This is a genomic window from Streptomyces sp. NPDC052101 (assembly GCF_040680235.1).
Taxonomy (GTDB): domain Bacteria; phylum Actinomycetota; class Actinomycetes; order Streptomycetales; family Streptomycetaceae; genus Streptomyces.
This window is the reverse complement of the sequence record NZ_JBFAWH010000006.1, coordinates 283,681-302,794: the sequence shown is the minus strand read 5'-3', so window position 1 is coordinate 302,794 and position 19,114 is coordinate 283,681. Positions and strand designations below refer to the sequence as shown.

Here is a 19,114-nt window from a genome sequence, read left to right as displayed (position 1 = left end):
CCTTTCATCCCGTCACCCTGTCACCCCGTCGCCGACCCGATCGCCACCACCCGCGCCCACGCCGGCGGCACGTCCGGCCGGTAACCGGGATCGTCCTCGTCGTACGAGCCGCCGGTCCGCGGGAACAGCCCCACCACCGTCCGGCACGCGGGCCGCGCCTCGGGCCACGGCGTCTGCCCGTCGGTCAGGACCACCACCACGTCGGGCCGCGTCCGCAGCGCCCGCGCGAACCCGGTGCGCAGATCCGTCCCGCCGCCGCCCATCAGCTCGATGCCCTCCGTCCGGCACACCGGCTGCACGGTCTGGGCCGCGGCATCGCAGGACAGCACGGAGACCAGGTCCCGCCGGCCGCCCACGGCCCGGCAGATCGCGGCCACCTCCACCAGCGCGCTGCCCAGTTCGGCGTCACTGACCGACCCCGAGGTGTCGACGACCACGCACACCCGAGGCGGCCTGCGCCGCAGACTCGGCAGCACGACCCGGGGCAGCCCGGCCGAACGCCGCGCCGGGCGGCCGTAGTGGTAGTCCTCGCCCGCACCCGGAGCGGAGACCGCCGAGCGCAGCGCCGAGCCCAGCAACTGGCGCCACGGCTGCGGCGGATGGAACACCTCCTCCGCCCAGCGCCGCCAGCCCGCCGGGGCGCTGCCCGGACGGCCCCTGATGCCCTGCGCCACCCGGAACCGCACCGCGTCCCGCTCCTGCTCGCTGAGCCCGTGCGCGCCGTCCGGCCCCAGCTCCCACCCGCGGTCCAGCCCGTCGGCGCCGCTGCCGCAGTCCAGCCACGCCAGCCGTGCCAGGTGCGACCCGAGCCGGAACTGCCCCAGGTAGTCCTCCATCAGCTCGCCCGCGCGCAGCCCCAACCTCTCCGGTGTCACAGCGTCCTCGGGCCGCACCAGCCCGTCGCCGTACACGTCGTCGTTGATCTCGCAGTCCGCCGCGATGTTCATCCGCAGCCGTTCCGCGGGACCGGTCAGCCGGTGCTCGCGGGCGTACCGGTCGCCGCGCCCGTGATGGTCGCGCAGCAGGTGTGCCACCTCGTGCACCCACACCGCGGCCAGTTCCGCCACCGGAGTGCGGTCCACGAACGCCGGCGACACATAGCACCGCCAGTACCGGTCGACCCCCATCGTCGGCACTTCCCGCGATTCCACGGGCCGCAGCGCGAACAGCGCCGTCGCCAGATACGGCCGGACGCGCGCCGCGTGCAGCCGTGCCGCGAAGAGCTTGCCGAGGTCCAGCGTGCCGGGCGGGTCCGCCGTCATCGGCGGGCTCCGGCGGTCCGCGCGGCCGCGCGGGCGGCGTCGTCGGCTCTCCGGGACACCGACACCACCCCGGCGAGCCGCTCGATCGCCGCCGGCACCTGCCAGTCCTCCCGGCGCAGGGAGGCCAGCGTGGTCGCCGGGACGACCACCACGTCCGGCGCCCCCGTCTCCATCGCCCGCACCAGCAACGCCCAGGCGGCGTCCCAGCGGCCGCGCTCCGGACGCCCCCGGACCGCGGCCACCACACCGTCCAGCACGGCCTGCCGCAGATCTCCGCGCTCGGGCAGTTCGGCACCCGCCGGGTCGGCGAGCAGCGTCTCGGGGTCGGGCAGGTCCATCCGGTCCAGGCTGGCCAGCAGCTCCAGCCCGGGGCCGTCTCCCACGGTGCCCCGCACCAGCAGCGACAGCACGTCCCGGGAGGAGCGGGCGGCGGTCGCGAAGGCGATCAGTCGCAGCGTCGCCTCCCAGCTGCGCGGCGACGGCCAGGCGCCGCCCCGGCGGCTCTCCCCGCTGGGCAGCCGGTGGACGAGCCCCGGCCGCGCGACGAGGAACTCGCACACCGCGCGCCGCGCGAAGGCCACGGCCTCCGGCAGCAGCTCCGGGTCGAGCACCGGCAGGGCCGCCCGCGGCCAGGTCCCGCCGAGACCCCGTACGACGACGTCGTGGTCGTGTACCCACTGCAGATGCACGAACCGGTTGGCCAGCGGCGGGCTCAGCTCCCAGCCGTCGGCCGCCGAGGAGCGCGGGTTGGCCGCGGCCACGATCCGCACCCCCGGCGGCAGCCGCAGGGCGCCGATCCGCCGCTCCAGCACGAGCCGCAGCAGGGCCGCCTGCACCGCCGGCGGAGCGGTGGACAGCTCGTCCAGGAACAGCAGCCCCCGCCCGGCCCGCACGAGCCGCACCGCCCAGTCCGGCGGGGCCATCGGGACGCCCTGCACCGCCGGATCGTCGCCCACGACGGGCAGGCCGGAGAAGTCGGACGGCTCGTGGACGCTCGCGATCACGGTGGTGAGCGGCAGGTCGAGGGAGGTGGCGAGCTGGGTCAGCGCCGCCGTCTTGCCGATGCCGGGCTCACCCCAGAGCAGCACCGGGAGATCGGCGGCCACGGCCAGCGTCAGCGCCTCCAGCTGGATGTCGGGGCGCGGCTCGGTGGTCGTGTCGCCGAGCAGGGTCAACAGGGCGTCGGCGACGCGGAGTCGGGAGGTGTCCGGCCGATTCGCCGGCAGGGTCGCGGCAGCGCGAGAAGTCATGAGGGAATCACCTGTGGTGTGAAGTCGGGTGGAAGGAAAGGAGGTTCAGAAGAACGTGACGGTGCGGGACTGCCGGCGGGTGGGGTGGCGGCCTCGGCCGGTGCGGGTGCCGCGGGTGGTGGAGACGTCGCCGGAGCCGGTCAGGCCGGCCCGGTACAGCCCGTAGGCGATGCGTCGCTCGGCGGCCGCCGCCAGTTTGTCCCGCAGCGGCCCCTCGCGCAGCACCGCGCCGGGACCCAGCAGCCCCTCGACCACGGCCAGCGCGCCGTCCGTGTCACCGTGGTCCAGCCGTTCCCGCACACCGGTGAGGCAGTCCGGCCGCCGGTGCGCTTCGTCGATGATCCGCAGACAGGGCAGCGGCGGCCCGCCCAGCGCGAACAGCAGCTCCTCTCGCCGGATCTCGTCCGGATCGTGGTCCAGCGCCACCAGGACGCCGTCGACCAGACCGAGCCGGTGCTGGGCGCCCCGGCACTCCACGAGCCGCGCCCGCGCCACCGGGTCGGCGTCCTGGCCGGGACCCTCGGTCCGGTGACCGGGTGCCAGCGCGGCCGCGACCAGCGGATGCAGCCGGTCCGGGGTGAGCAGGCCGGCGTGGAGCAGCTCCAGGTCGGGCGGGATCCAGGTCGCGGCGTCGGGCAGCACCGGAACGGCGGGCAGGCCACCCGGCGGCGGCTCGGTGACGACCCGAAGGCCCGGCGCACCCCCGCCGTCCCCGAGGTCGCACGCGTGGCCACCGTGCCCGAACCGGGCCGGACCCGGCGCGCCGCCGGCCGGGTCGCGCCGGCACCAGGCTGTATCCGGGGCCGTGCCGTTGCCATCCGGGGCCGCACCGTCGCCCGCGCCCAGCGCCAGAACCAGCCGGCGACGGCCGCCGATCCGTACGGCGAAGGGCGCGCCGGGCCGGCCCTCGGCGTGCAGCAGGATGCCGGCCTCGGCCGCCCACCGGGCGACGGCACAGCCGAGGCCGGGCGGCGCGAGTCCCAGGGGATCGTGGTCCGGTGGCGCGGGCCCGTCCGCGCCCGCACGCGCCCGAAGCTCCCCGGCCCGGCCCGCGTCCCACAGATGCCGGTGCAGGTCGAGCCGGAAACGGCGGTGCGGGCGAGGATGCGGATGCCGGCCGCCCGGGGCCTGGGCCGGATCCCACAGGGCGAGGCTGATCCGCTGGCCGGCGTCCGCCCAGGCGGGCGGCGTACGGGCCACCAGATGCAGGGGGCCGGCCCGGCCGGGCCGCTCGTACCGGACCAGGGTGAGGGTCAGGCCGGGGCGCAGCAGCCCGTCGGGCGCGATCCTCGGCATGTGCCAGCGCAGCAGGTCGGGGGCGAGAGCGCGGAGGTCGGTGCGGAGCCGGGCGGCGATCTCCCGGCCGTGGGCGCGGGCGACGGAGCGGAGATCGAGGTCGACGTCGATCCGGGCGGCGGCGCAGGCCCCCGCCCAGTCGCCGGCCGTACGGCGGGCGGTGGCCCGCTCGATCATGGACGGTGGCACGGCGTACGTCCGTACGCGCAGCCACAGGGAAAGCCGGGAATCCCCGTGCGCGGTGGAAGGGAGCATCAGCGCTCACCTTGCGCGGACGGGTCCCCCAATCTCTGAGAGGCGTGAGTCGTCATCGCGGCGATGGTAGCCGGGCGTACCCCGGCGCGTCACACGGTTTTCCGGCAACTCCGCGCGGCCGAGGGCCGATCGTCCTCGGCCGCGGACGGCGAAGGGCTCGTGATCGTTGGGGTATGGTAGCCGTCCGGTCGTGGACGGTAGCGGCCCTGATCGCCGAGGAGGTGGGACCCATCACCGCTGTGTCAGCCGGGGTGCTCTCCCCTCAGGACGGCGCGGTGCACCGGCAGCGGTGACCGCGGGAGCGCCCCAGAAGCATCGCGCTCCCGAAAGGCTCTTGCCCTTCATGCACTCACCTTCTTCCCCTTCCCCTTCCGCCGTCGTCTCCGCGCTGCGCGCCGCCGGGTGCGTCTTCGCCGAGGACGAGGCGGAGTTGATCCTCGCCACCGCTCGCACCGAGCAGGAGCTGGCCTCGATGGTGGAGCGGCGCGTCGCCGGGCTGCCGCTCGAACAGGTCCTCGGCTGGGCCCGGTTCCACGGACTGCGCGTCGTGGTGGAACCGGGGGTCTTCGTCCCCCGCCGCCGTACCGAGTTCCTGGTCGACCAGGCGCTGGCCCGGGCGCCGCACGCGACCGTGGTCGTGGACCTGTGCTGCGGCTCCGGAGCGCTCGGTGCGGCCCTCGCCGCCGCCCTGGACGGCGCCGAGGTGCACGCCGCCGACATCGACCCCGCCGCCGTACGGTGTGCCGGGCGCAACCTCGCCCCCTACGGCGGCCGGGCGCACGAGGGCGATCTCTACGACGCGCTGCCCGCCGCCCTGCGCGGCCGCGTCGGCATCCTCACCGCCAACGTGCCCTACGTGCCCACGGCCGATCTGCCCCTGCTGCCCGCGGAGGCCCGCGACCACGAACCGCGCGTTGCCCTGGACGGCGGCGCGGACGGCCTGGACGTGCTGCGCCGGGTGGCCGCAGGAGCGGCCGAGTGGCTGGCGCCGGGCGGCTGCCTGCTGACCGAGACCAGCGAGAGCCAGGTGCCGGCCGCCGTACGGGCCTTCGCCGACGCGGGCCTCGCGACCTGTCCGGCGGTGTCGCGGGAGCTGTCCGCGCATGTGGTGGTCGGCGTACGGCCGTGACCGTCAGGCCAGTTCCTGCGCCCGGGCGATGAGCAGGGCCACGTCGTCGTGGTTGTCGGGGTGGTGCAGGGTCAGCAGAAGGAGGTCGCAGATCTCCTCCAGGGGGCGGGCGGGGTCGTCGAGCAGGGACAGAAGGAAGTCCAGGCGCTCGTCCAGGGAGTGGCAGCGGGTCTCCACCAGCCCGTCGGTGTAGAACACCAGCTCGTCGCCCGGCTCGAAGTCGACGGTGACGGTGGAGAACGCGACCCCGCCCACGCCGAGCGGCACCCCGGTCGGCAGGTCGAGCAGTTCCGGCGGCCGGCCCGGGCGGACCCGGGCCGGCGGCAGATGGCCGGCGTTGGCGATCCGGCACTGCCGCAGATGCGGATCGTGGACGGCGTACACGCAGGTCGCGATGGAGTGGTCCAGGGCCGAGGTCGTCTTGTCCAGGTGTTCCAGCAGCAACGCCGGGTCCAGGTCGAGGGCGGCCAGCGTGGTCGTCGCGGTGCGCAGCCGGCCCATGGTCGCAGCCGCGCTGATCCCGCTGCCCATCACATCGCCCACGACGAGCGCGGTCTTGCCGCCCTCCAGCGGAATGACGTCGAACCAGTCGCCGCCGACCTCGCTGGTGGCCCCGGCGGGCTGGTAGCGGGAGGCCACCTCCAGACCGGTCGTGACCGGCGGACGGCTGGGCAGCAGACTGCGCTGCAGCGTGAGGGCGGTGTTACGGGCGTTCTGGTACCAGCGCGCGTTGTCGATCTGCACGGCCGCGCGGGCGGCCAGCTCCCGGGCGAGCACGACGTCGTCCTCGCCGAACGGCTCCGGATTGCGGGTCCGTTTGAGGTCCAGGGCGCCGAGCACCTCACCGCGCGCGATCAGCGGCACCGCCAGATACGAGTGCAGTCCCGCCCGGCCCAGCAGTTCGGCCGCCTCGGCGGAGCGGGCGATGCGCGGCAGGTCCTCGTCCTTCACCTGTGGCACCAGCACCGCCTCGCCCGAGCGCACGCACTCGGTGACCAGCCGGTCGGGCTCGTACCGGGCGATCCGGCCGGGCGGGTCGGCGGCCAGTACGGCGTCCGAGCCGTCCTCGGGGCGCACCGCGAGGGCCCGGATCACCGCCGCCTCCGACGGGCCGAGCGTGCTGGGCCGGCCCTCCACCACCGAGTCCAGCAGGTCCACCGCGGCGACATCGGCGAGTTCCGGTACGGCAACATCCGCCAACTCACAGGCGGTGCGGTCCAGTTCGAGCGTCGTGCCGATCCGGGTGGAGGCGTCGGCGATGACCGCGAGCCGGCGCCGGGCGGCCTCCGCCTCCAGGGAGGCCCGGTGCTGCTCGGTGATGTCGACGACCGAGACCGCGACGCCGAGCACATTGCCGGTGGCGTCGTCGAGCCGGTACAGCGAGTGCGCCCAGGTGTGGTCCTCGTCCGGGTCGGCGGGGGTACGGCCGACCAGCATGTTGTCGATCACCGGCACGCCGGTCTCCAGCACCCGCCGGGCGTCGGCCTCCACGGGCTCGGAGTTCAGCATGGGGAGCACCTCGCGCAGCGTCCGCCCCATGTGCTCGGCGGCCGGCACCCCGTTGATCTTCTCCAGGGCCGGGTTGACCGAGACGTACCGCAGCTGGGTGTCGAGGACGGCGTAGCCGATCGGCGACTGCTTCACCATCCGCTCGGACAGCGCCACGTCCTGCTCCAGCCGCCGTACGGTCGACTGGTCGGCGGCGAGGCCGAGCGCGTACACCTCACCGCGGCCGTCCAGCAGCCGCATGTTGCGGAACTCCACCAGACGGGTGCTGCCGTCCTTGTGCCGGATCGGGAAGCCGCCCGCCCAGCTCTGCCCGGTGCGCATCACATCGGCGAAGAGCTTGCCGACCAGCTCCAGGTGCCGCTCGTGGACCATGAGCCGGGCGGCGTACTGGCCGAGTGCCTCCCGGGCGCTGTACCCGAACAGCTCCTCCGCCTGCGGGCTCCACAGCATGATCCGGCCGTCGGTGTCCAGCACCACCGACGCCACGCCCAGCACGTCGAGCAGACCGCCGGGCCGCACCGGACCGCGTACGGTCTCGCCGCCCTCCGGTACCGGAGCCTCGGCTGCACTCATGCCATGTACCGCCTTCGCCCGTTCGCACGGCACGTCGTCCCCCGTGCCGACTCCCCTTGATCCACCGTGCTCACACCCGACTCTCCGGCGCCGTCGCCGGTTACCTCCACCATCTCTCACCACAGCGGTGCACGTCCGCCGAGACCCGTACGCCGGGGCCGGCCTCCCTTCCCGGACATCCTGCACGCCCCTGCGGCGGACCGGGAGTGTTCACGCTCATGTTGCCGTATTGGTCTGTACATGACTATCGCGCCACGCCAGACTGTCCGCCGACCGAGTGCCCCACCCCCTGTCCGAGGAGTCGGCCATGCCCGCGTCCGCCCGGCAACGTTGTCACGCAGTCCTCGCCGGACTCGCCACCCTCGCCACCGCCGCCGTCGTGTCCCTCGCCGCGCCCGCGCCCGCCTCCGCGGCCGACAACTGGACCGAGACCGGCTCGGACCGCGCCGACCCGCTGACCGAGAGCCAGGGGCTGACCTCCGTCGAGGTCCCGGCGAACAGCCCCAACCGGTACACCGGTATCGGCACCATCCCCTTCAGCGTCTACACCCGCGGCTGGAACCACGTCGGCGACCCCGACGCCTCGTACAACGGCTACTACATCGAGCCCTACCAGCAGGACTCCGGCAACTCGAAGATGTACCGCGTGCAGGCGCCCGACGGCACCTGGTCGGAGTACGTCCACACGCTGAGCCCGGGCGAGGCCCTGAACAACTCCTGGGACGCGATCTCGCCCGACGGCCAGTGGATGCTCTCGGGCGAATGGGGCACGATGAACCGTCTGCTGGTCTTCCCGACCCCCGGCGTCAACCCCTCCACCTCGCCCTCGGCGAACCTCCCGCAGGCCTCCGCGGTCGACCTGGACCACGCCGTCCGTGACATCCAGGGCTGCGACTTCTCCGGCCCCACGACCCTGCTGTGCGCCTCCGACGACCCGGACGGCAGCCTCTTCGGCATGACCAAGCCGCTGCTCCAGATCGACCTGTCGGCCGCGCCGAACGGCTCCGGCGACGTCACCGGCCACGTCACGGCCCTGCGCCAGCTGCCGCTGCGCAGCTCCTGCTCCGGCACCTTCGAGGTGGAGGGCATCGACTACGACCGCCGCACCGGCGTCCTGCGCGTGATCGTGATGTCGCCCGGCTTCTGCATCCTGACCGACAGCAAGACGTACAAGTTCTCCCGGGGCTGAGCCCGGCCGGGGTCGACAGGGGCGGCTGGGGGTGTGGCGGACGGCCGGTGGTGCTTTCCTGGGGGTGAACGCGGTTCGGCTGGGTACCACCCCTCCACCGCGGCGCGGCACGAAAGGAGCGATCAATGGCACGCACGGAGCGGTCGCATCCGGAAACCGTCACGGTGGAGATCAGCGGTTCCAAGGAAGACGCCCGCCTCGTCTTCGACGCGCTGAGCAGCTGCTTCGCGTCCGACCGGGGCCCGGACGAGATCCCTCAGCAGCTCCACGAGATCCGGCCCATGGTGTGGCTCGGCACGTACGACGTCGCGGACGCCCGGGGGCCGGGCTGCCTGCCGGTCCATCTCGACGCGTCCGTCCAGGCGGACATCCAGGGCGGCTACTGGGCCGTGGACCGGTTCCGGCACACCCTGGACGCGATGTTCACCGTCGAGGAGACCTGCACGGCCTCCGGCGACCAGGAGAGGGACCTCCATCTGCTGCTGCAGAGCCGCTGACCCTCTCCCGCCCTACGGCAGTGCCCCGGCCGGCTCCTCACCGGCCGGGGCGTACTGCGCCTCGCCGTCACCGAAGGACCAGTCGACGAGCGAGTTCTCGGTGACGGTGACGACGACGTTGCGCGGCTCGGCGCCGGTGCGCTCGTGCACCAGCTCGGCGATCCGCCGGTACAGCGCGCGCTTCTGCTCCGGGGAGCGCCCGGAGCGCATGGTGACGGCCACGAACACCACCGAGTCGTCCTTGCGCAGGCCCAGGTGGTCGTCGTAGCGCAGGGTGCTGGTGACGCCGTCGTGGCCGGTCAGCACCTGGAAGCGGTCGTCGGGCGGGACACCGAGCGTCTCGATCAGGGCGTCGTGGACGGCCTGGCCGAGCGCGTCGAGGCGGGCGGGGTCGGTACCGAGCGCGTCTATCCGGACGAAGGGCATGGTGAGGCGTCCTTTCGGGGCGGGCTGGATCCGTTGCTGGTGTACATACTAGTAGGTACAGAGTGGTTGGTGTCACCCCCAGTGTTTATGCAACTAGTTGCACAAAGGGCCGGGTGTCCTCTACAACAAGAGGCACGACACCGCGCACGGAGGGCCCGATGAGCCGTTACCCGCACCTGATGACCCCGCTCGACCTGGGCTTCACCACGCTGCCCAACCGCGTGCTCATGGGTTCCATGCACGTCGGACTGGAGGAGGCCGAGCGCGGCTTCGAGCGGATGGCGGCGTTCTACGCGGCCCGCGCCCGCGGCGGGGTGGGCCTCATCGTCACCGGCGGCATCGCGCCCAACGAGGAGGGCCGGCCGTACGACGGCGGCGCCAAGCTCACCACCGAGGCCGAGGCCGAGCAGCACCGGGCCGTCACCGACGCCGTGCACCGCGAGGGCGGCCGCATCGCGATGCAGATCCTGCACTTCGGGCGGTACGCCTACCACCGGGACCTGGTCGCGCCGAGCCCGCTGCAGGCGCCGATCAGCCCCTTCGTGCCGCGCGAGATGAGCGACGCCGACATCGAGCGGACCATCGACGACTACGCCCGCGCCGCCCGCCTCGCCCGGCAGGCCGGCTACGACGGCGTGGAGATCATGGGCTCCGAGGGCTACCTCATCAACGAGTTCATCGCGCGCCAGACCAACCAGCGCACCGACCGCTGGGGCGGCGCCTACGCGAACCGGATGCGCTTCCCCGTCGAGATCGTCAAGCGGGTACGCGAGGCCGTCGGTGAGGACTTCATCGTCATCTACCGCCTCTCCATGCTCGACCTGGTCCCGGGCGGCTCCTCGCTGGAGGAGGTCGTCACCCTCGGCAAGGCGGTCGAGGCCGCCGGGGCGACCATCATCAACACCGGCATCGGCTGGCACGAGGCCCGCATCCCCACCATCGCCACCTCCGTGCCGCGCGGTGCCTACACCTGGGTCACGAAGAAGCTCATGGGCGAGGTGTCCGTGCCGCTGGTGACCACCAACCGCATCAACACCCCCGAACTCGCCGAGGAGTTGCTGGCCGGCGGCCACGCCGACATGGTCTCCATGGCCCGCCCGATGCTCGCCGACCCCGACTTCGTCGCCAAGGCCGCCGCCGGCACCCCCGAGGCCATCAACACCTGCATCGGCTGCAACCAGGCCTGCCTCGACCACACCTTCAGCGGCCAGATCACCTCCTGCCTGGTCAACCCGCGCGCCTGCCACGAGACCGAGCTGGTGCTCGCGCCGACCCGGCTGAAGAAGCGCGTCGCCGTCGTCGGCGCCGGCCCCGCCGGCCTCGCCTGCGCGGTCTCCGCCGCCGAACGCGGCCACGAGGTCACGCTGTTCGACGCCGCGAGCGAGATCGGCGGCCAGCTCAACGTGGCCCGCAAGGTCCCCGGCAAGCAGGAGTTCGACGAGACGCTGCGCTACTTCCGCCACCAGCTCGACGCACACGGCGTCGACGTACGCCTCGACACCTGGGCCACCGCCGAGACCGTCGCCGACTACGACGAGGTCGTCGTCGCCACCGGCGTCACCCCGCGCACGCCGGACATCCCCGGCATCGACCACCCCCGCGTCCTCGGCTACCTCGACGTGCTCCAGGGCCGCGCCCCCGTCGGCGACCGGGTCGCCGTCCTCGGCGCCGGCGGCATCGGCTTCGACGTCGCCGAGTTCCTCACCGACGGAGGCGACAAGGCGAGCGAGGACCCGCGGACGTACTTCCGCGCCTGGGGCGTCGACATGGACTACCAGGCGCCGGGCGGCCTCGCCGCGCCGCAGCGGCCCACGCCGCCGCGCCAGGTCCACCTGCTCCAGCGCAAGACCACCAAGGTCGGCGCGGGCCTCGGCAAGACCACCGGCTGGATCCACCGCACCGAGCTGAAGCACCGTGGCGTGACCATGGTGCCGGGCGTCCGCTACGACCGGATCGACGACGCCGGCCTGCACATCACCGTCGGCGAGGAGAGCACGGTCCTGGAGGTCGACACGGTGGTCCTGTGCACCGGCCAGGAGCCGCGCCGCGACCTGTACGAGGAGCTGGCCGCGGCCGGGCGCAGCGTCCATCTGATCGGCGGCGCGGACATCGCGGCCGAACTGGACGCCAAGCGGGCCATCAAGCAGGGCACGGAGCTGGCGGCGGCGCTGTAGGGCGCCTGACCCACCTCCCTAGGATGAGCCCATGTCACTCCCGCACGCGATCCTCACCGCCCTGCTGGAAAAGCCGTCGTCGGGACTGGAACTGACCCGCCGCTTCGACAAGTCGATCGGCTATTTCTGGTCCGCGACGCACCAGCAGATCTATCGCGAGCTGGGGAAGCTGGAGGCCGAGGGTTTCATCCGCACGCTGCCGTCCGAACAGCCGGCCCGCGGGCAGAAGAAGAGCTACGACGTCCTGCCCGCGGGCCGCGCCGAACTGGCCCGCTGGACCTCCGCCGCGCAGGACCCGAAGCCCCAGCGGGATGTGCTCCTGCTGCGGCTGCGGGCCGCGGCGGTGGTCGGCACGGCGGGCCTGGAGGCGGATCTGCGGCGCCATCTGGAGCTACACCGGCGGCAGTTGGCCGAGTACCAGGAGATCGAGCAGCGCGACTTCCCGCCGGACCGGGACGCCCCCGAGGACCGGCTGCGCCACCTGGTGCTGCGGGCCGGCATCGACCTGGAGACCTTCTGGACGCAGTGGCTCACCCACGCCCTGGCGGAGTTCACCGCACTGCCCGACGCCGACTGAGCCCCGCTTCCGTACGGCCGCTCAGAGCCGGTACGGCTTCGCGCGGCGGCGCAGATACCAGCCCGTGGCGAGCACTCCGGTGCTCACCAGGGCAGCGCCGATGCCCAGCGTCAGCGGCCCGTAGTCGCGCGCGGCACCGCCCAGGCCGCCCAGCACGCCACGCGAGGGCGCCGGCGAGGAACCCGCCGGGGACGCCGGGGATCTCGTCGCCGGTCTGTTCGCCGAGGACGCCGAGGCCGACGACGAGGGCGCCGTCGAGGGCTTCGTCGAGGCCGTCGACGCCGAGGACGACGCGACGATCACCGACTGGGTGCCCGCCGTGCCGCCGCTGGAACAGACCACGACCACCGTGTACATCCCCGGGCTCACCCCGGTCCAGCCCGCGGACTGGCTGACGGACGTGCCCGCCAGCGCCGACTGCCGGCCCTGGGCGAAGTTCGCCTGCCGGCTGGTGAGCAGGGCCGCGTTGCCCCAGCTGCCGTTGATCTGGGTGCACGCGGTGGTCACCACCGAGACGGTGGACCCGTTCGCGGTGACGGAGACGCCCGAGGCCGCGGCGGACGGCCCGGCGAGGGCGGCCGGGAGCGCCGCGGCGCCCGCCAGGGTCAGACCGCAGCGGACGAGAGGTCGCGAGGTGTGCATGGGCCGGCCTTCCGGCGGCACGGTCGGCGGTACGTCCCATGCGCCGCCAGGAGTCGGGAAGCGTCCGTGCTGCCTGGGCAGCAGCCAACGCGGCTCCGGACGCGCCCGCACCCGGAAGTCGCCCGGCCAGGTGACGTTTTCCTTCGTCCGGCACAGGTGGGGGCACGGGGGACAGGCGGCCCGCTGCGGGGATGCGCCCGTCAGCCCCCCGTGGTCACCGTCCGCTCCGCCGACCAGCCGCCCCAGGTGCCGTCGGGCAGCCGGGCCCGCAGCCGCAGCCGGTGTTCCTCTCCCGCGGTCCGGCCGACGTAGAAGCCATAGCTCGCCCGGCCGCGCGGGGGTGTGCCGCCCCACACCAGTGAGGTGGCCGAGGCGCCGTCGAGCCGGATCTGGTACTCGGTGATCACCCCGTCCACCCGTGGCGGGTCCCAGGCCAGGTCGACGTAGTACGCCCCGTCGGCCCGGTGGGTCCGCGCGGTGAATCCGGTGGGCGCGGTGCTCCGGCCGTCGTCGGTGCCCGGGGTGGTGAGGCGGACCGGGGCGCTCGCGGGGGAGAGGTTGTCGGCGGCGTCGCGGGCCCGCACCGTGAAGACGTACCCGGTGCCGGGGCGCAGCCCGGTGACCACGGTCGCGGTCTGGTCCCCTCCGACGCTGTGGATCTTCACCCCTCCCTGGTACACGTCGTACGACACCACACCCCGGTCGTCCCGGGACGCGCCCCAGGACAGCTGGACCTCCCGGCTGCCGACGGCCCGCCCGGCGGGCTTCGACGGCCGGGTCGGTGCCGAGCGGTCCGCCGCCACCCTGGCCGGTGTGCGCGCCCGCACCGGACGGCTCGGCGGGCCGAGCCGGCCGCCCGTGTCCTGGGCCCGCACGGTGAAGGCATACAGGGTGGACGGCCTGAGCCTGGTGACGTCCACCATGTGCTGCGAACCCGGCACTGCCTCGACCTTCGTGGTGCCGCTATATACCTCGTAGCGGCGGATGCCGGGGCTGTCCGGCACCGCGTTCCACATCACGTGCACGCTCGTGGCGCTGCCCGCCTGCGCGGTCACGCCGGTCGGCGCGCCGGGCGCCCGCCCCTCGTCGCCCTCGGCCTGACTCCAGCCGCAGGACGCGACCAGCAGCAGGGCCCCGCAGACCAGGGCGAGCGGCCACGGAACGCGTCGCACGGCTCTGCCTCCCCGGGGACGGCGGCATGGGCATCACGTAAAGGTCCGGACCAATATGGCGCGAGGGGTGCGGGTCCGGCAAGAGGCCCGTGCTGGTGACCATCTCGGGAAGTTACGTATGCTGAGGCTCCCTACGGCTGAACTGCCCTAGGGGACATGGCAGTTCATGCCTGTGGCGCGGACACGCTGTCGTCGCCGATCCCGCGCCGACGCGGGCGGCCGGGGGATCCGGACCGGCTTCGGACCGGATCCCCGGCCCCTGTTGTCGCTGAGACCCCTGTGACTCCGGCTACTCCTTCTGCAGCCGTTGTCCCTCAACGGGGTGTCAGAAGCGTGCTCCATCCGGCCCCTTCGGAGCGGTCCGGACGGCCGACGGCGCCGGCGAGCACCACAGTGGGCGGGATGCCCGCCCCGTAGGGGCCGGACGTCCGTCCTGTCCTCGACGAGAGGGTCCGTCATCGTGCGTGTCCCGTCCCTGACGCTGGCCGCGGCCGGCGCCACCCTGCTCGCCCCGGCCGCGCTGACCGTCGCGGCCGCCGCCCCGCCCGGGGACCGTCTCGCGACCGGCAGCGAAGGAGCCGTAGCCGCCGCCGACCTGCTGGCCCGGACGGGCGAGTGCAACGAGATCTCCCAGGGCCGGTACCGCCCCGACGACGGCAGCCCCGCGAACGTGCCCGTCTGCGGCACCAAGGACGCCGTCTTCTGGAAGGCCGACCTGGACGTCGACTGCGACGGACAGCCCACCGAACACTGCAACAGCCGCACCGACCCGCAGTTCTCCGCGACGACCGCCTACCAGCAGTCCGACGGCCGCTATCTGAACGCCGAGACCCTGCCCTACATCGTCGTCCCGGCCCCGAGCGGCATCTGGAACCCCGACAAGGACGGCGTGCGCGGCGGTTCCGTGGTCGCCGTCGTCTACCGGGACCGGGTGCAGTACGCCGTCGTCGGCGACATCGGGCCGGGCGACCTCATCGGCGAGGCCTCCTACGCCACCGCCAAGGGCCTCGGCATCCCGACCGACCCGAGCGCCGGCGGGGCGCCCTCCGATGTCACCTACATCGTCTTCAAGGACTCCCACGTGGATCCCATCGAGGACCACCCGGCGGCGGTCGCCGAAGGGGAGCGGCTGGCCGGGCAGTTCGTCGCCGACAAGTGACCGGCCGGGCCCCGCGGCCGCGTCACACCTTGCGGTAGCCGTACGCCTCCACCGCCGCGGCCTCCACCGCGTCCAGGTCGGCCCCGGCGGCGGCGGTGACCACCGCGGCCACCGCACCCTCGACGAACGGCGCGTCCACCAGCCGTGTGCCGTCCGGCAGTTCGTCGCCCTCGGCGATCAGCGCCTTCACGGTGAGCACGGCACTGCCGAGATCGGTGAGGACCGCGACACCGGCGCCCCGGTCCACCGAGGCCGCCGCCGCACAGATCAGCTCGGCGCTGGTGCCGAGCCCCCCGCCCTCGGTGCCGCCCGCCGCGGCCACGGGCACCGCCGCGGCCCCGCCCGCCAGGCCCTTCGCCAGCTCGGCGACCGAGGCGGCCACCTCCGCGCTGTGCGACACCAACACGATCCCGACCGGCCTCTCGTGACTCACCGTCAGTCCTCCGCCGCTTCGGCCAGGGCGGCGATCAGCAGCGCCGACGAGGTCGCGCCCGGGTCCTGGTGGCCGATGCTGCGCTCGCCGAGATAACTCGCCCGGCCCTTGCGGGCCTGCAGCGGCGTGGTGGCCTCCGCGCCCTCCTCGGCGGCGACCCGCGCGGCGGCGAAGCCGTCGCCGAGCGCGTCCACGGCCGGCACCAGGGCGTCGATCATGGTCTTGTCGCCGGGCGCCGCCCCGCCGAGCTTCATCACCCCGTCCACGCCCTCCCGCAGTGCCCCGGCCAGCTGCTCCGTGCTGACCTCGGCGGCCTCGCCGAGCGCCTTGCCGGTCCGGCGCAGCAGCGTGCCGTACAGCGGCCCCGACGCGCCGCCGACCGTCGAGATGAGCTGCCGCCCGGCGAGGGTCAGCACGGCGCCCGGGGTGTCCGGTGCCTCCTTCTCCAGGGCGGTCGCCACGGCCCGGAAGCCGCGCTGCAGATTGCTGCCGTGATCGGCGTCGCCGATGGCCGAGTCGAGGGCGGTGAGCCGCTCCGCCTCGCGGTCGACGGACACGGCCGTCGCCGCCATCCAACGGCGGAAGAATTCGGCGTCGAGCACTGGATCTCCTTGCGTGGTAGGGGTGTTGACCGGCGTGCTGCGGGTGTTGGTCGCCTCGTCCGCCGTATCACATCCCCCAGCGCAGCGCAGGGGTCTTCACCGGCGCGTCCCACAGCCGCAACAGCTCCTCGTCGACCTGGCACAGCGTCACCGAGGCGCCCGCCATGTCCAGCGAGGTGACGTAGTTGCCGACCAGCGTGCGGGCCACGGCCACCCCGCGCTCGCGCAGTACCCGCTGCACCTCGGCGTTGAAGCCGAACAGCTCCAGCAGCGGGGTGGCGCCCATGCCGTTGACCAGCAGCAGCACGGGGTTGCGCGGCGGCATGTCCTCCAGGATCGCGTTCACCGCGAAGTCGGCGATCTCCCCGGAGGTCATCATCGCCCGCCGCTCCCGGCCCGGCTCGCCGTGGATGCCGATGCCCAACTCCAGCTCACCGTCCGGCAGATCGAAGGTGGGGCTGCCCTTGGCCGGAGTCGTACAGGCACTGAGGGCCACGCCGAAACTGCGGGAGTTCTCATTCACCTGACGCCCGATCGACTCCACCCGCTCCAGCGGCTGCCCCTCGGCCGCCGCCGCGCCCGCGATCTTCTCCACGAACAGGGTCGCACCGGTGCCGCGCCGACCCGCCGTGTAGAGGCTGTCGGTGACCGCCACGTCATCGTTGACCAGCACCTTGGCGACCTGGATGCCCTCGTCCTCGGCCAGTTCGGCCGCCATGTCGAAGTTGAGCACGTCACCGGTGTAGTTCTTCACGATGAACAGCACCCCGGCGCCGCTGTCCACGGCGGCCGCAGCACGTGCCATCTGGTCCGGCACCGGTGAGGTGAACACCTCGCCGGGACACGCGGCGGAGAGCATGCCCGGGCCGACGAACCCGCCGTGCAGCGGCTCGTGCCCCGACCCGCCGCCGGACACCAGCGCCACCTGCCCGGCCACCGGAGCGTCCCGGCGCACGATCACCCGGTTCTCCACGTCCACGGTCAGCTCGGGATATGCGGCCGCCATACCGCGCAGCGCGTCCGCCACGACGGTCTCGGGCACGTTGATCAGCATCTTCATGGGTGTCTCCTCGCGAGCGTAGCACTAGGGCTCATGATCTGTGTCTTAGCAGGTCACCGGCGGTGAGGGCAGTATTTGATCTTGGCGGTTCGTTGTGATCCGAGGCGGGTCGTGGCGGGTCTGTTGCTGACTCAATGCTGACTTCGGTGACGGGTCGTCAGGTGCTGTCGGCCGCCCGATGGAGGGTGCCGCCTATCCCGTCTATGGGCAGTATCGACCTTGCGGCAGCGAAGGTCACCTGCGACTGTGAGGCCTTACGGTTCGCAGCGTCCAGTCAGCCGACGTGCTCGCTGCTTGTGTTCGGTGACGCCGAGTGTGACGCCGGCTGGCAGGATGGTGACCTTCGCCACCGGGTCTGCGTGCTCGCACAACGCCGCGACCAGGGCGTGCCCCGATTCGTGGACGGCCACCGAGCGGCGTTCCTCGGGCAGCAGCGCGTTGGAGGACTCCCGGCGTCCCAGCAGCACACGGTCGCGGGCGGCATCCAGGTCGTGCGGCTCGATACGGGTGCGGTCGTTCCGCACGGCGTTGATGGCGCCCTCGTTGACGAGGTTGGCGAGATCCGCGCCGGAGAATCCGGGCGTGGCGCGCGCTACGGCGTCCAGGTCGATGTCCGGGGCCAGGGTCTTGTCACGGGCGTGGACGGCGAGGACCGCGGCCCGCTCGGCCTGGTTGGGCGGCGGCACGGTGACCTGGCGGTCGAAGCGCCCGGGGCGCAGCAGGGCCGGGTCGAGGGCGTCGGGCCGGTTGGTGGCGGCGAGGACGACGATGCCGCTGGACTGGTCGAAGCCGTCCATCTCGGACAGCAGCTGGTTGAGGGTCTGCTCGCGCTCGTCGTTGCCGCCCAGTCGCATCCCGCCGCCGCGGCGCGATCCGAGGGCGTCGATCTCGTCGATGAAGATGATCGACGGGGCGCGTTTGCGGGCCTGGTCGAACAGGTCGCGCACCCGGGATGCGCCGACCCCGACGAACATCTCCACGAACGCGGATCCGGTCACCGACAGGAACGGCACGTCCGCCTCGCCGGCGACGGCCCGCGCGAAGAGGGTCTTGCCGGTACCGGGTGGCCCCACCATGATCACGCCGCGGGGTCCCTTGGCTCCTGCGGCGGTGTACCGGGCGGGATTGCGCAGGAAGTCGACGACCTCGCTGATCTCCTGCTTGACCCCGTCGTAGCCGGCGATATCGGCGAAGCGGGTGGTGGGCCGCTCCGCCTCGATGATCTTCGCGCGTGAGCGTCCGATGGCGCTCAGCCCGCCGGTCAGCGACCCTGCGGCCCGGCGTGCCATCCACGCGAAGAAGCCGATCAGCAACAGGAACGGCAGGAACGAGAAGAGCACCGACAACCATGTCGAACCGTTGCTGCTGCTCTGGCTGGCGGTGATCTTCACGTGGTGGGAGGTCAGCTGTTGCTGCAGCTGGGCCCCGGTGCCCAGTGCGGTGGGGAGCTGGGTGGTGAATTTCGTGCCGTCCTTCAGGGTGCCGCTGACCGCGCCCTTGCCGTTGATGTCGACCGTCTGCACCTGGCTGGCGCCGACCTTGCCGACGAAGTCGCTGTAGGACAGTGAACTCGTGTGCGACCCGGACCGTGCGCGAGAGAGCAGCAGGACGAAGACGAGCGTCATCAGGATCCACCAGAGCATCCACCGCCCGCCGAACGGCTGCGGTTGCCGGGGCGGAGGGCCGGGCGGCTCGCGCGGCGGCCCGGGCTTGGCGGGCGGCGTCAGGTGCCGGTGCGGCACCCGCACTCGTGTGATCACCGATCCCACGCCCCTCGGTCGGCAGTGAACCCCGTCTACCAGCCTCAACCCGGCCGTTCCTGGGCGGCAGGGGTCGAACGGCCCTGATGGGGGCCGTCTGGTCAGAGTCCCCAAGGACCACGGCCGGCCGTCGGACAGTGACCAGGAGC

17 protein-coding genes are annotated in these 19,114 nt (G+C 73.3%); 6 read left to right on the top strand and 11 right to left on the bottom strand.

What is annotated here, in order from left to right; translation table 11 throughout:
• Positions 1–20: 20 nt before the first annotated feature.
• From AB0L75_RS14760 to AB0L75_RS14750, 3 genes are read right to left on the bottom strand one after another with little or no spacing between them, the layout of a single operon-like run.
• Positions 21–1,262 (bottom strand): VWA-like domain-containing protein, encoded by a 1,242-nt coding sequence (locus tag AB0L75_RS14760; RefSeq protein WP_365180562.1) that lies wholly within the window; start codon positions 1,260–1,262, stop codon positions 21–23.
• Complete coding sequence (locus AB0L75_RS14755; protein ID WP_365180560.1) at positions 1,259–2,512, bottom strand: AAA family ATPase; 1,254 nt, start codon at positions 2,510–2,512, stop codon at positions 1,259–1,261. The genes AB0L75_RS14760 and AB0L75_RS14755 overlap by 4 nt, the downstream gene beginning before the upstream one ends.
• Before the next feature lie 45 nt (positions 2,513–2,557).
• Positions 2,558–4,063 carry a hypothetical protein gene (locus AB0L75_RS14750; protein WP_365180557.1) on the bottom strand — a complete coding sequence of 502 codons (1,506 nt, stop codon included), beginning with the start codon at positions 4,061–4,063 and terminating at the stop codon, positions 2,558–2,560.
• A 343-nt stretch (positions 4,064–4,406) separates the two neighbouring features.
• On the opposite strand from AB0L75_RS14750, the gene AB0L75_RS14745 reads away from it, so the two are divergent.
• Positions 4,407–5,192, top strand: coding sequence for a putative protein N(5)-glutamine methyltransferase (locus tag AB0L75_RS14745; protein ID WP_365180554.1), 786 nt, complete (start codon positions 4,407–4,409; stop codon positions 5,190–5,192).
• 3 nt (positions 5,193–5,195) lie between these two features.
• On the opposite strand, the gene AB0L75_RS14740 is transcribed toward AB0L75_RS14745, so the two are convergent.
• On the bottom strand, positions 5,196–7,274 hold the full coding sequence (locus tag AB0L75_RS14740; RefSeq protein ID WP_365180551.1) for a SpoIIE family protein phosphatase: 2,079 nt from the start codon (positions 7,272–7,274) through the stop codon (positions 5,196–5,198).
• Between the two features lie 307 nt (positions 7,275–7,581).
• Here AB0L75_RS14740 and AB0L75_RS14735 point away from each other — a divergent pair, with 307 nt between their 5' ends.
• Together AB0L75_RS14735 and AB0L75_RS14730 are read left to right on the top strand one after the other, a co-directional pair.
• Positions 7,582–8,463 carry a hypothetical protein gene (locus AB0L75_RS14735; RefSeq protein ID WP_365180548.1) on the top strand — a complete coding sequence of 294 codons (882 nt, stop codon included), beginning with the start codon at positions 7,582–7,584 and terminating at the stop codon, positions 8,461–8,463.
• 125 nt (positions 8,464–8,588) lie between these two features.
• Positions 8,589–8,960: a hypothetical protein gene (locus AB0L75_RS14730; RefSeq protein ID WP_365180545.1), complete on the top strand. Its 372-nt coding sequence runs from the start codon at positions 8,589–8,591 to the stop codon at positions 8,958–8,960.
• A gap of 12 nt (positions 8,961–8,972) precedes the next feature.
• On the opposite strand, the gene AB0L75_RS14725 is transcribed toward AB0L75_RS14730, so the two are convergent.
• Complete coding sequence (locus AB0L75_RS14725) at positions 8,973–9,386, bottom strand: tautomerase family protein (RefSeq protein ID WP_365180542.1); 414 nt, start codon at positions 9,384–9,386, stop codon at positions 8,973–8,975.
• A gap of 158 nt (positions 9,387–9,544) precedes the next feature.
• Between AB0L75_RS14725 and AB0L75_RS14720 the strand changes: the two genes are divergently transcribed.
• Entirely contained in the window at positions 9,545–11,560 is a 2,016-nt protein-coding gene (locus AB0L75_RS14720; protein WP_365180539.1) for an NADPH-dependent 2,4-dienoyl-CoA reductase, read from the top strand.
• 31 nt (positions 11,561–11,591) lie between these two features.
• Positions 11,592–12,137 carry a PadR family transcriptional regulator gene (locus tag AB0L75_RS14715; protein ID WP_365180537.1) on the top strand — a complete coding sequence of 182 codons (546 nt, stop codon included), beginning with the start codon at positions 11,592–11,594 and terminating at the stop codon, positions 12,135–12,137.
• 21 nt (positions 12,138–12,158) lie between these two features.
• Here AB0L75_RS14715 and AB0L75_RS14710 read toward each other — a convergent pair whose 3' ends face one another.
• Both AB0L75_RS14710 and AB0L75_RS14705 read right to left on the bottom strand, forming a co-directional pair.
• Positions 12,159–12,779, bottom strand: coding sequence for a hypothetical protein (locus AB0L75_RS14710; RefSeq protein ID WP_365180534.1), 621 nt, complete (start codon positions 12,777–12,779; stop codon positions 12,159–12,161).
• A 200-nt stretch (positions 12,780–12,979) separates the two neighbouring features.
• Complete coding sequence (locus AB0L75_RS14705; RefSeq protein WP_365180531.1) at positions 12,980–13,951, bottom strand: fibronectin type III domain-containing protein; 972 nt, start codon at positions 13,949–13,951, stop codon at positions 12,980–12,982.
• A gap of 460 nt (positions 13,952–14,411) precedes the next feature.
• On the opposite strand from AB0L75_RS14705, the gene AB0L75_RS14700 reads away from it, so the two are divergent.
• Positions 14,412–15,110, top strand: a complete 699-nt coding sequence (locus tag AB0L75_RS14700; RefSeq protein ID WP_365180528.1) for a glycoside hydrolase family 75 protein — start codon at positions 14,412–14,414, stop codon at positions 15,108–15,110.
• Between the two features lie 22 nt (positions 15,111–15,132).
• Here AB0L75_RS14700 and AB0L75_RS14695 read toward each other — a convergent pair whose 3' ends face one another.
• From AB0L75_RS14695 to AB0L75_RS14680, 4 genes are all read right to left on the bottom strand, one after another.
• The gene (locus tag AB0L75_RS14695; protein WP_365180526.1) at positions 15,133–15,543 is read right to left on the bottom strand and encodes a PTS fructose transporter subunit IIA; all 411 of its coding nucleotides are present in this window, start codon (positions 15,541–15,543) and stop codon (positions 15,133–15,135) included.
• A gap of 2 nt (positions 15,544–15,545) precedes the next feature.
• A complete protein-coding gene (gene dhaL, locus AB0L75_RS14690; protein ID WP_365180524.1) occupies positions 15,546–16,145 on the bottom strand; it encodes a dihydroxyacetone kinase subunit DhaL in 600 nt (199 codons plus the stop codon).
• 67 nt (positions 16,146–16,212) lie between these two features.
• Positions 16,213–17,205 carry a dihydroxyacetone kinase subunit DhaK gene (gene dhaK / locus AB0L75_RS14685; protein WP_365180521.1) on the bottom strand — a complete coding sequence of 331 codons (993 nt, stop codon included), beginning with the start codon at positions 17,203–17,205 and terminating at the stop codon, positions 16,213–16,215.
• 254 nt (positions 17,206–17,459) lie between these two features.
• Positions 17,460–18,965 carry an ATP-dependent metallopeptidase FtsH/Yme1/Tma family protein gene (locus tag AB0L75_RS14680; protein WP_365180519.1) on the bottom strand — a complete coding sequence of 502 codons (1,506 nt, stop codon included), beginning with the start codon at positions 18,963–18,965 and terminating at the stop codon, positions 17,460–17,462.
• Positions 18,966–19,114 lie beyond the last annotated feature (149 nt).